This window comes from Aquibium sp. ELW1220, from assembly GCF_030398385.1.
Taxonomy (GTDB): domain Bacteria; phylum Pseudomonadota; class Alphaproteobacteria; order Rhizobiales; family Rhizobiaceae; genus Aquibium.
The window spans coordinates 1-11,190 of the sequence record NZ_JAOAOQ010000079.1 but is presented as its reverse complement, the minus strand read 5'-3'; the positions used below and the strand labels follow the sequence as shown (position 1 = coordinate 11,190).

General features: G+C 60.3%; 10 protein-coding genes and 1 pseudogene. 4 read left to right on the top strand and 7 right to left on the bottom strand.

Going from position 1 to position 11,190, the window contains the following annotated elements; all coding sequences use genetic code 11:
* Positions 1 to 238: 238 nt before the first annotated feature.
* Together N1F91_RS30325 and N1F91_RS30320 are read right to left on the bottom strand one after the other, a co-directional pair.
* The gene (locus N1F91_RS30325) at positions 239 to 2,344 is read right to left on the bottom strand and encodes a VIT domain-containing protein (protein ID WP_289997637.1); all 2,106 of its coding nucleotides are present in this window, start codon (positions 2,342 to 2,344) and stop codon (positions 239 to 241) included.
* 5 nt (positions 2,345 to 2,349) lie between these two features.
* On the bottom strand, positions 2,350 to 2,694 hold the full coding sequence (locus tag N1F91_RS30320) for a MerR family transcriptional regulator (RefSeq protein WP_289997636.1): 345 nt from the start codon (positions 2,692 to 2,694) through the stop codon (positions 2,350 to 2,352).
* 322 nt (positions 2,695 to 3,016) lie between these two features.
* Here N1F91_RS30320 and N1F91_RS30315 point away from each other — a divergent pair, with 322 nt between their 5' ends.
* From N1F91_RS30315 to N1F91_RS30310, 3 genes are all read left to right on the top strand, one after another.
* A complete protein-coding gene (locus N1F91_RS30315; protein WP_289997634.1) occupies positions 3,017 to 3,613 on the top strand; it encodes a hypothetical protein in 597 nt (198 codons plus the stop codon).
* Positions 3,610 to 3,915, top strand: coding sequence for a thermonuclease family protein (locus N1F91_RS31235; RefSeq protein ID WP_354670578.1), 306 nt, complete (start codon positions 3,610 to 3,612; stop codon positions 3,913 to 3,915). The genes N1F91_RS30315 and N1F91_RS31235 overlap by 4 nt, the downstream gene beginning before the upstream one ends.
* A 231-nt stretch (positions 3,916 to 4,146) precedes the next feature.
* Positions 4,147 to 4,932: a GNAT family N-acetyltransferase gene (locus tag N1F91_RS30310; RefSeq protein ID WP_289997632.1), complete on the top strand. Its 786-nt coding sequence runs from the start codon at positions 4,147 to 4,149 to the stop codon at positions 4,930 to 4,932.
* 167 nt (positions 4,933 to 5,099) lie between these two features.
* On the opposite strand, the gene N1F91_RS30305 is transcribed toward N1F91_RS30310, so the two are convergent.
* The 3 genes from N1F91_RS30305 to N1F91_RS30295 form a co-directional block, all read right to left on the bottom strand.
* The gene (locus N1F91_RS30305; protein WP_289997631.1) at positions 5,100 to 7,283 is read right to left on the bottom strand and encodes a DNA topoisomerase; all 2,184 of its coding nucleotides are present in this window, start codon (positions 7,281 to 7,283) and stop codon (positions 5,100 to 5,102) included.
* Positions 7,284 to 8,440: 1,157 nt separating this feature from the next.
* On the bottom strand, positions 8,441 to 9,421 hold the full coding sequence (locus N1F91_RS30300; protein ID WP_289997630.1) for a mitochondrial fission ELM1 family protein: 981 nt from the start codon (positions 9,419 to 9,421) through the stop codon (positions 8,441 to 8,443).
* Positions 9,418 to 9,681, bottom strand: a complete 264-nt coding sequence (locus N1F91_RS30295; RefSeq protein ID WP_289997629.1) for a glycosyltransferase — start codon at positions 9,679 to 9,681, stop codon at positions 9,418 to 9,420. The genes N1F91_RS30300 and N1F91_RS30295 overlap by 4 nt, the downstream gene beginning before the upstream one ends.
* Positions 9,682 to 9,720: 39 nt before the next feature.
* On the opposite strand from N1F91_RS30295, the gene N1F91_RS30290 reads away from it, so the two are divergent.
* A complete protein-coding gene (locus N1F91_RS30290; RefSeq protein WP_289997627.1) occupies positions 9,721 to 9,972 on the top strand; it encodes a hypothetical protein in 252 nt (83 codons plus the stop codon).
* Positions 9,973 to 10,253: 281 nt separating this feature from the next.
* Here the strand turns inward: N1F91_RS30290 and N1F91_RS30285 are convergent, their stop codons facing one another.
* Positions 10,254 to 10,736, bottom strand: a complete 483-nt coding sequence (locus N1F91_RS30285; protein ID WP_289997626.1) for a hypothetical protein — start codon at positions 10,734 to 10,736, stop codon at positions 10,254 to 10,256.
* Between the two features lie 155 nt (positions 10,737 to 10,891).
* Positions 10,892 to 11,190 (bottom strand): annotated as a pseudogene (locus N1F91_RS30280) (hypothetical protein); the annotation flags it as partial.

Sequence of the window (11,190 nt, the reverse complement as noted above, 5' to 3'; positions counted from 1 at the left end):
CCCAACATGCCGGAGCCAGACTTATGCGCCCTGATCCAGCGCTTCCAGGCGTTGATCCGCCAAAACAACCTCACCGCCGCCGTCCTCGCCGTCGGATAATAAATGAGGGGATACTTGAGGACACGAATCTCTGTCGATCTGCCACTCTTCCTTCAAGGCATCCTCATCTCCGTCGAATCTCTGCATTCCGCATCAATCACAACCCGTCGAAATCAATAACTTCTTTTTGGCCCAGCGATTAAGCTTTGGCCAGAAGCCAGGGTGGTGCGCCCTTAAGAGCCCGACGGGCGAAGCGCTCTGCAATGCGCCCTTTTGAACGGTCGGCGATTAGGCCGAGCGCGAGGATGCGAGAGTCGCGAATGCCGGTGCCCACGGCATTCGCGGAGGCATAGGCTGACTGAACACGCTGGGCCAATCGTTCCACCACATTCCTTTGATCGGCAGACAGTATACTGAGGTCACCTGCGAGGAGTGTATCGCCATGGGTGTCCCAAGAAAAGCCATTGAACAGCATCATATCAGGCACTCGTTCTTCGCCACGGAGCCAGTCCAAGGTTCGTTTGAGCATAGTCTTTTGCGATGATTTTTTCGGCACCGAATGGCTGGCCTGCGACCCTTCAATATCCATGCCGTACTTTACAGATTTCGGTTCGCTGTCCGACAAAATTTGTCTTGGAATGGCGTCAACGATCGGGCGCCTTGCCAACAACATGTTCGGTGCAGCCAATTCCTCCCGCCGCGTGGCGGCCATGTCCGGAGCCATGCACGCGGCAATCGAAGAACTCATGGACGCGCTGGCCATGAGCGGAACTTTTCTCATCCGAGAAAATCCTTCAGTCACTTCGCCGGCATCGTCGACCAGAACCAGGCTCGTCATATGGGTGCAAAGGCTATGCGCGCGGGCGAAGGCCTCAGCCTGTGCCGCCGGCAGAAGAGGCAGTGCCAGCGCGGCGGCGAAGCGACCGATTGCGTCGCTGTCCGTGGTAGTCCCGGGCTCTGGCGGGGACCAATCGACCCGCAGCCTGACCCCACCCCGGAGCGCAGCCATGGTCCGTGGGCCGGCCTCTGTGATTTCTCCCTGAACAGCCGCGCCAACCTGGCGCAGTGACGCAAAAGCCGACCGCAATGCCGAAGCGACGTCGCGCCCGGGTGCGTATTGCACCTGGCCGCCTGTCAGTGCGCAGAGATGGCCGATATTCGCGTCGAGGCTTTGAGGTCCAGCAAGAATTGCCGAGATGCGAAGCCCTCCGCCCTTCAGGTCTTCGACCATGTGGGCCCAAGTCTGACCGTCGGTCAGCACCAGAATATCTTTCGCTCCCTTAGCCAGCGCTGCTCGGATGGCGCCTGCGAGTTCGGTTCCGCCACGCGGGCCATCAAGTTTTTCGACCAGCCTTGCACAGGCTGGGCCGCGAGCTGCACCGAGAAATTGGCAGTCGTTGTCGAACTGCCAAAGCGTGACACGGTCTGTCACTCGCATTTCGCCTAGTTCCGACGCCAAGCCGTCCCGCATTGCCTGCCAGACAGTGGATGTCCCATCGCGCACGGGGCTATTGGTGGAGCCGGACCGGTCTACGATCACGTGCAGGTCAAGCGCGGCCTCTCCTGACCCGACGGGTTCAATGGTCAGGCTCACCGTGCTTCCGTCCGCCGCCTTTCCGCTGAGTGAGCCGAAGGAGCCACCTTCGACAAGCACTTCAACTGCGCGATCGAGCAGGATTTCCACCGGCTGGTCCGGGACCACCGTCTGGCCGTGCAGCACCGCGTGGCCAGCATCTACGGTAATCGACAGCCCTGCGACATGGCGAATCCCGTCGGCCGTAATGAGATCATCGGAGGGGAGCAGGGGGGAGCTTCCGTAGAGTTGCCCTGCAGTCATTGGCAGACGCAGGGATGGAACTCCGCCTACATCGATTAGCGGCATGGCCTGTTCTAATTCCACCGCGACCTGAGCCCCCGGCGGAAGCGCGCCGATCGACAGGATGTGAATGCCGCGCAGGGCTTCCTCGTGGAGCACACTCAATCGGCCTGCATCCAACGCGGCCTCATACGTCTCCCGAGCTTCGGATCGCTCCTTTGCAACGCCGAGCATCCGCCGTCCGTCGATGGTGGCGACCAGTTCCGTCACCACGGCGTCGAAGCCCACGGGGAAAGTCATCAGCGCCTCGATCGGATTCGCCTCGGCATTGCGGAAGCTCCGTGTGGTCCGCACAATAGCCAGACCCGAGGCGATGCGTACCGCGATCATTGTGGCAGTGAGCGGCACCGGCACGGGCTCGCCTTCGCAAAACGTCGTCAAGCCGTCGTGGAGCGTTTCCAAGTGATGGCCGAGCGCGGTAGCCTGCATAGGATCTATCCTCTGTTCGTATAAGCCCTAAGCGCCGCCCCAACTGCTGCCAGGACAACCTCAACGTCCAACTCCTCGGGCGGAATCTGTGGATCGATCCGGAGTTCAACCCCATGCCCCTGCAAGATCGGTACGGCATCGTCGAATGCCATTAGCACCTTGATCGATCCGGGCTTCATTCCCATTCGGTGCAGCGCCAGATACCGCTGACCCATGGTGACATGCGACTCGTCATACGCATCGGCAGAACGGCCCGTTCGTGCCGCTGGAGGCAGGATGCCTTCGGCGATCATGAAGCGGATCTGTCGCGGCGGAATGCCTAAGCGGTCGGCAAGTTCGGCAAGGGTCATTGTCGGTTCATCTGTGCAGGCCTCGGGGTTCGCCCCTAACGAGACAAGACATATGTCACGTTTTTCGCGCGGTCAATAAACTTGACAAACTTTTTGTCTTTTTTGTTGGTTGCCCGCAGCAATCTCAGTAGGACGCACAGCAGAGTACGCGCTGTTTCCGTACATGACGGTTTTCGAGAACGTCGCTTTCGGTCTGCGCCGCGAGGGTGAGTGTGGCAGCGCCCTGAATGCACGGGTCAATGACGGCTTGGCGCTCGTGCGTCTGGAAGGTTATGGCGAGCGGTAGGCGCAACTTACGATGTGGCGTAGGGAGGCGAGAAAGATGGCGATGCAACTCGAGCGTGGGGTCTTCGGCTGGATTGGGCCAGAAGATCGAATGCCGGAGGCCGAGGTTTCAATCCGGCTGGCCGAATACCTGTCCGAGCTTCCGGGCTTTGAAGGGCACGTTGACGTGGCGATTGATGGGGCCTCCATCATGGTCCACGGCGCAGAGGTCTTCGACATTCGCGGCTACCTTCGGGCCTACGGGTGGAAGGTATCCGGGCAGGACGGCAAGAGCCGGAACGAATGGGCGGCGACCTATCTGCGCCGGGGCGCGACCATGCGCATTCACTCACAGTCGGGGTTGGGAGACGTGGAGGCAGTTGTCGGAGGTCGGAGGATTATTGCCGAATGCAAAAAGGGGCCGCTCATTAAGAAGCCTGGAAGCCCCGAGTATCCGCTTCTGACGACAGCGATAGGACAGGCTCTTCTTTTTCGCGCTGCGGACGACGACATTCTGATTGCGGCAGTTCCCGACACGCCCACCTTTCGGCGCATTGCCGAGGACTGGCGGGAGCGCCCCCGGCTGAAATCGTCGGGCATTCAGATTGCGCTCGTCAGCCGCACTGGTGAGGTGGGCGGGTTGCTGCTTCCGTGAGGCGGGGCCATTGGTATCATCAGCTTCAGGCAAGGGGGCTACTGGCACTTTCAGACTTCGTTGCACAAGCGACGGTGAGTTGCCGACGGATTGATACGGACCGCTACCAGCGAATGGTGGCCCAGTGCGAAGCCGACGGCAATGACATCGGCCAGTGGCTGGTTTCGGCGGGGTGGGCGATGGCGTACAGACAATATTCCACGGCTGACGTACCTGATGAGAATGAGGCTCGCGCCGCGCGCCGCGGGATATGGGCGGGGAGGGTGCAACCGCCATGGGAGTGGAGGCGGGGCGCGCGGTGAATGGTTGCTGACGACCCTCGGCCGGTGATGGGGAGCAATTCAAGTTGACATTGCCAATTCGGGCGGCAAGATCCAGCTATTCAAGACCTGATAGCGTGGGCATAAGGATAACGACAGGCTCGCCGTCGAGCGTTTCGATGTTGCGAGCCAGTTTATAATACAAAGGTCTAAATAGCAGTATGAAGCATATATTAGAGGTTATTCGTGCATCCTCTCAGAACAGATAGACTGTTGCTGCGCAATTGGGAGGAGCGAGATATTACGCTTTTCCATCGCTTTTGTACAGAGCAGGAGATCGCGAGCCAGAGTGGATTAATTCGTACAGCGACATCCGCGAAAAACTTCATGGAGCGATTGAGCATTGACAATGATGCGCGTGGGTTTGGGTGTTGTGCAGCCGAGGAGATCACGACCGGAACGACCATCGGCTTGATCGGGCTTCAACCGGGGCCGATCCCTGTTGTGCCGGAGGAAAGTTCGCTTCAGATTGTGTGGTGGCTGGCGCCGGAATACAGGGGCAAATACTACGCGACAGAAGGAGCTTTGGCATGGCTGGAGTTTGCGTTCGGCACACTCGGGCTAAGCGAAGTTGTCTCTTACGCCGATTTTAATGACAAGCGGTCCATTGCTGTCATGGAACGGATCGGGATGCGCCGCGATGTCGAAGGAGACTCTCACCAAAATCAAGCATTGATATCGAGCGAGTCACCGCGGCTGCTATATCGCATCGCCCTGCAGGATTGGGGTGGGCCGGTTGAAAAACTCAATGCTCTTGCGTCACGGCTGCTCACTTGTGAAATGACGCTGAGGACGAAGGAGCGTGAGCTGTCAGTCAAGGGGCGTGATTTAATTGTACAAGAGGAATATTTATCTGAAAATATATCCCGACATTTCGATTCGATGTCATTAGAAATCGAATTGTCTCAGAATGTTTTCGAGTATGAGAAAGAAATAGAATTGGAAGAATTGCGAAATATTATCGAATCGACACGTTTGCTTTTGTCAGCTTCCCAATAGCGGGTATCAGGGTGGCTTTGCGACGGCGCGCTGGCAATACTGCACGGCCTACGTCTCAGACGAAAAAGAGGCTCACGCCGCGCGCCGAAGAATATGGCAGGGAGGGTGCAACCGCCAATGGGAGTGGCGACGGGGGTGCACGGTGATTGCCGGCCGGGGCTCGGCGATTACGAGCTGTTGGGATTTGCATACTGCTCGAGGAACTTCCGGCACTGATCAAAATTTAACTCGCAGTTCGGTGGCAGAACGATGCCTTTGCGCTTTGCAAGTGATCGCGCAAAGGCGACCATGCGCGGGGTCGGTTTTCTAGAAATGTCCCTCCCTGATTCGGGACGCCCACTTCCGGTTGAGAGGGTGTCTGTCGGATGAGTTCTGTGATCCCTACTCTGTAGCGAGGCGGCGCCCTTCGGTTGGCCGCCCGTCCGTTTTCGCGAGCCCTTGCGGGGACCTGCCGAAAATGGTCTCCGGCTACCTCTTCCACCAAGGTTGGCCCGCGGAGCAGGGGCAAGGCCGAGCTTGATGCCCGCCTGCTGCTGCATGCTGGAGATCAGTTCCGCGGTGCTTTGAGCGATCCCGTCGATCACTGCGCGGAAGTCGCTCTGCCCGAGCACTACCTCATCGAGGTGCATCTCCCACTGCGCGGTGATACCCGGATCCACGAGGCTGGGGGCGGCGCTGCGCAGGAGTTCATAAAGCCGGAGCCCCGATGCAGTAGGAATAACATACTTGCCGGAAGCCGCGAGGAGGTTTTGGGCCTTTAGCCCCTTGATGATCTCGGCGCGGGTCGCAGGCGTGCCGATGCCCTTGGCCTCCTTCAGTCTGTCCCGAAGTGCTGGGTCGGCGACGAACTTCCAGGCATTCTGCATCGCATCGATCAGCGTGCCCTCGTTGTAGCGGGCCGGCGGCTCGGTGGTACAAGCCTTGACCCTTGGCTCGCTGAGCGCCGCCGTTTCGCCGTCCTTCATGGGCGGTAGCGTCTCGGCGACTTCTGCACCATCCTCCTGCTGGGCCGAACTGGCACCAAACACGGCCTTCCAGCCGAGGCGAAGCGGAACATGTCCCGTCGCCTTGAAACTCGCGGGGACGTCCCCCGGCACCGGCACGTCCAGCGTGACGACCGTGTGCCGGTATTCATAGTCGGGCATAACGGCCGCCAGGTAGGAGCGGCAGATCACAGCAAAAAGCTTCTTCTCGTCCTCCGAGAGGCGCGCGACCCGTTCGTCCAGTTCCTCGAGGACGTTCACGTTCGGGATGATGGCATGGTGGGCCACACCCACCAACGCTTTGTCGGAGAAAGTGCCGGACTTACCGCGGCGGATGACAGGCTGGCCGATTTCAAGGTCGGCAAAGCCCCTGACCTTCAGGAGCGCAGAAACGATCGCCGGAACGTCAGCGATCTGGTTCTCCGATAGATACCGCGCCTCGGCGCGGGGATATGTGATGAGCTTCTTGCCGTGACCATCATAAAGTTCCTGGGCGACAGATAGAGTCCTGTCGGCGGTCCAGCCCCAGCGCTGGCTGCAGTGCTTCTGCAGGGCGGGCAAATCGAAGAGCTTAAGAGGAGCTCGACGCTTGACGTCAACCTTCAGTGAGATCGGTCCTTGAAATCCGGCGAGCGCCGCGGCGATGGCATCCGCCCTGGCCTTGTCCTTGATGCGCTTCGTTTCCGGCGGCGCGTGGCGCATGGCGAAGCTGCCGGATTGTACGGTGGCAGTGACCTCGACCTCAAAATAGTCCTCAGGCTTGAAGTTCAAGATCTCGAGTTCGCGCATGCAGACGATGGCAAGCGTCGGCGTCTTCACCCGTCCGATGCCGATGACCCCACGTGCCTGGGGCGCCAGCAGCGTTTTCGTGGCCGTGCGGGTGAGGGAGAGGTTGAAAATCTGGTCGGCCTGCTGGCGCGCCACAGCCGCCTGGTAGAGCGGCTGCATATCGGTGTTCGGCTTCAGCCTGTCAAAAGCCTGCCTGAGGGTCTTCGGGTCCTGGGCGGTGAACAGCGCGCGCCGCACCGGGCCGCGGTAGCGCAGGTGCTCAAGGATCTCTTGTCCGATCAGCTGCCCTTCGCGGTCGCAGTCAGTTGCCAGGATCACGCCATCACAATCTTTCAGAGCGCTTTCGATCGCCGTGAGCTTCAGCGACTTTGTCTTTTCGCGCGCGGCCCGCGTCGGATAGAGACCGTCCGGCTTCAGGAGATCGCATGACCAGCGGTTCCAACCGGCGTTCACCTCTTCAGGCTCGGCGAGCCGTATGAGGTGCCCCTCAGCAGGCAGGATTTCACCGAAGCGGCTACCAATCGCCGCCTTTAGGTCCCGCGCCTGGCTTGGTTTTTCGACGATGATGACGGTTTTCAAGGCTCGGCCCGTCGGATGATGGAGGATTCGGACGCTTGAGAACATAATACGAACAAACCTGCTGCTGCAACCGTCGATATCCAGCGCAGACGGCCAGGGTTCCCGTGACATCGGAGGTGCTGTTTTGAGCAGGACCCTCCCGATCATTCTCGCCGACCAGCGACTAGTCGAGCGTCGCGGCGGGACATCTGGGCGGGGAGGGTGCAGCCGCCATGGGAGTGGCGACGGGGTGCGCTGTGATTGACGGCCGGGGAACGGCGATTACGATTTGTCTGGATTGCCATCCTCGTAGCGCGCGGCGATCATCTTTTACTCGAAAGGCGATTATGTCCGTCAGGCCATTCACTATCTGATCCGGGCAGCCCGGATCCTTGTTGTAGGGGCAGATGGTCACACCGAAGGCGGACGATGCGGAACTGTTCGTCAATCGTCGCGATGAGGGGAAGGACCACTAAGCGCCGATCTGGAGACACGCAGACCGGTAATATTTCGGGCCAGCCTGACTGAACCAGAACATGATGCGTTAGGCCATGCGTTCACAAAATTTGCGCAGCTTTGTGAAGTGCCAGCGAGATTTGCTAACCAACTCTCTGAATTTCGACTTGTTGGTCTCGTTAAGCGCGTCGTGCATTGTCTTCATCAACGCGGCAGACGACTGATCAACAATCATAGGCGTTAACTCCTGGTGCGATGTATTGAACTCAAACGCACCAATGACGCTCAAGCGGCCCTCGTCGGACCAGACAAAGGATTTCGCTGCGCCGTCTGAGATCTCGAGCAAAGCCGGCCAAGACGCAAGGGTAATGCCGGGGCACGCCACCTCATGGGATGTCTCCCCGGCGGAATAAGCATCTTGCAAAGTGTCTTGACCTAACAACATCGTCTGTTACCTAGTGCAATGTTGTGCTTTGCAGGCATTGTCCCGATCGCCAATGAAAAGCGCGCTGGGCGGCGTTGCGTGGTGCATGGTTATGCCGCCTCTACGAGGGCGCCAACCCCGACGCCAGGCTTTGGATTGCAATGCTTTTCGAGGGCGATCTTGAGTATGGGCATCTGCTTGTAATAAGCGATCGCCCCTCTTCAGTAAGGTGACGATTTGCAGGGACATGGGCGTGGCTATCGGGACGGCTTGGACGAGTCTGCGATCAAGCGGTCGCTTACCCGCTTTCCCTTCCTTTCGCAAGCCATCGAGAACGGCGGTCGAGGATGGCGTCGGCAACGAACCGGGTGCTGTCGACCCGAGAGTATGGATCGCCGCCCAATGCCCCTGGAAACGGTCGCAGCGTCGCCACCTCGCCGAGTGCGCGCTGGAACCGGTCGAACTTGGGATGTCCGCCCGAGGGCGAGAAGATGTGGATCGGCCGTCCGGTCGCCGCGGCTTCGCCCATCATGCTGATCGAATCGCCCGTCACCACGATCTGGTCGGCCAGCGCGAGGAACTCGGTGATCGGGTTTTCCCCCGAGCCGTCCCAGAGATAGACGTTGTCGCGACCGGCCAGGGCCTGGATGGCTTGCGCCAGCGAAGGCGGCGTCCGCCTCGACAGCGTGATCATCAGGCCCGCGCCGCTGCCGGCGAGGTCATCGATCGCGGCCGACAGGCGCGCGATGTCGCTGCGCTTGAAACGGTGGTGGCGGCTGTCGCCGCCGATCAGCACGGCCACGCGGGGGCGGGGCAAGGCGGCCAGTTCCGCTCGCGCCTCGCGTCGGGCGCGCTCGAGCCTCTCCGCCGAGAACCGGTGCGGCGCGGTGCGGACCTTGACGACGTTTTCGCCCGAAAGACCATCATGGTGCTGCGAAACCACCACATCCGCCCCCGCCCTCGCCGAGCGCGGGTCCATGAAGTAGACGCAGAAGGTTTGGGGCGATGCCTCCTTGACCATGCGCAGATGTCGGATCGTACGCCGACCCGAGGCTATGCAGAGATCCGGATAGGGCGGCATGAGTGGGGGGGCGCCGGCCCGCACGGGGTGGACGCCGAAATGCGCCATGATGGGCCACAGGACGAGGTCGATCGCACGGATGCGAGGGACGCTCTTGATCTCAAATCGAATGCCGAGGGCCTCGGCGACGCCGATCATCGGGGAGAGATGTCCCTGCTTGCCGTCGCTCAGGATCCATGCCGTCTTCGGCGCGCTCACGGTCGGCGGTCCTTCCCGGAGATCGCGCGCGCATAGGCCGATCGTTCCGCGGCCAGGGTGCGGATTGTCGTGAAGTTCTCTAGTACGTGACGGCGCGCGGCTTCGCCGATCATGCGCGCCCGCGCGGGATCGGCCAACCCGGCGCTGATCGCATTCGCGAGCGCGGCAATGTCCCCGGGTGGGACGAGCCAGCCGGTCTCGCCGTCGCGCACGGTCTCGAGACTGCCGCCATGGGCCGTCGCGATCACCGGGGTCTTCATCGCGCGCGCCTAGAAAGTCGCGCAAAAGCCACGCTCGTCATGAAGCTCAACTTCGTCATCTATCCATCTGCGCCGCGACTTGGGCATTCTGCGCAAGGCTTAGATCTCATGCGCGCGAAAACCCGCCCGGCTCTGCTTGGTGCCATTGTTTCGCCGCATTGGCAGGCGGAGAAAGAACCGATCTGGAAATATGCGGATAGCCACTCCGCCATTGGCGCTGCGGTGGCTATCTGGCTCGACCTGCAGGCGCCGCAATCAGATGACAGCCTGCGACAGTGGGGTGCGCTGTGATTGACGGTTGGGGCTCGCTGCTCACGAGCTTCATGAGCCCGACAGCATCCACAACGACGTGGACGAATGTCGCCCTCTGGCAGCCAGTCCATCATGTCGACCGGGAGCAGGAAGCGTTGGCGACGATCCGGTTCGCGGAAGAAATGATCCATGGCGATCCCTCAACGGCAGCTGACGCAAAGGGAATCACGCCGCCCGAGTGCAGTTACCCGAGTGACGTCGATCGGGACCGGGGGGGGGCGCTCGACGAGGCGCCGATTATGCAACAGGCTCTGCGGCGCTCAAAAACTACTATCGAATGGCACGAAGGTGCTTGAATAAACGAGCATCGTGGCAGTGTCAGCACCATCGACAAAGAGGCTGAAGTCACCTACGCCACCGGGCGCGCTGCCTGAAAGTGTGTCGAATGACATCAACACGCGATCACCGTCTAAGGTGACCGAATTTATCACTACTTCCATTTCAGAAATCTCGCCTTCAAACGCGAAGGTGAACACTGCGTTTGGATGGTCGCCATGAAAAGGACCGTCGTCTCGCCAAAGGCCAGCAAACGTGCTCAGGCTCATATCCGTGTGCTGGCGGTTGGGTCGGTCTGTGAAACCAAACACGGAACCGTCCGCTTCGACGAATGTTGCCTCGCTTGTCCCGAGATCGGCGGATTCGCCAGTCAGAACGAACAGCCAAGACACTTGCGCCTGGTCGGCGCTCAGGGGCATGCAGGTGGCGGAGAGTGCCGCGATGGCGGCGATTATACGGAATTTCATTCGCGGACTCCAAGAAGGCGTGCATTGCTCATACGGCTGCCACATCCATCGGTTTCTGGCAACAGGTGTCAACTCTAACCGACATTCCAAGTGACGCGCCGACCGTAAGCGCGATCATCGCCACACGGTTTTTCCGAGTTGACAGGAGCGCCTGCTCAGCTGCGAGCCGTCCTGGCTCGGTTCGGCATGAAGTGCGACCGGATGGCGACGATGGCCCTGGCTATGTCAGCGGCACTTTCTTCGTCGAGCCGGGAATCCGCGGTGGTCGTGTCGCGGATCGGGGCAATGATGTCACCGGTGCTGGAATGGCCGTAGAGAACTGGGCGCCAGGGCCTGGTCGTGTCGCGAAGGTGGTGGAAATTTGAAGGTGGCGTAATCTCCGGGTGAACGAAACCCACCCAACCGGCGGCTGACACCGCCAAGGAGATCACGCCATGACGAAGAATACAGACGT

What these genes read in the sequence shown, in the direction of transcription:
- N1F91_RS30320 (WP_289997636.1), bottom strand. Translation starts at nt 2,694, where the DNA reads ATGACCCTTGCCGAACTTGCCGACCGCTTAGGCATTCCGCCGCGACAG.
- N1F91_RS30295 (WP_289997629.1), bottom strand. Translation starts at nt 9,681, where the DNA reads ATGAAGACCCCGGTGATCGCGACGGCCCATGGCGGCAGTCTCGAGACC.
- N1F91_RS30290 (WP_289997627.1), top strand. Translation starts at nt 9,721, where the DNA reads ATGAAGCTCAACTTCGTCATCTATCCATCTGCGCCGCGACTTGGGCAT.
- N1F91_RS30315 (WP_289997634.1), top strand. Translation starts at nt 3,017, where the DNA reads ATGGCGATGCAACTCGAGCGTGGGGTCTTCGGCTGGATTGGGCCAGAA.
- N1F91_RS30325 (WP_289997637.1), bottom strand. Translation starts at nt 2,344, where the DNA reads ATGCAGGCTACCGCGCTCGGCCATCACTTGGAAACGCTCCACGACGGC.
- N1F91_RS30285 (WP_289997626.1), bottom strand. Translation starts at nt 10,736, where the DNA reads ATGAAATTCCGTATAATCGCCGCCATCGCGGCACTCTCCGCCACCTGC.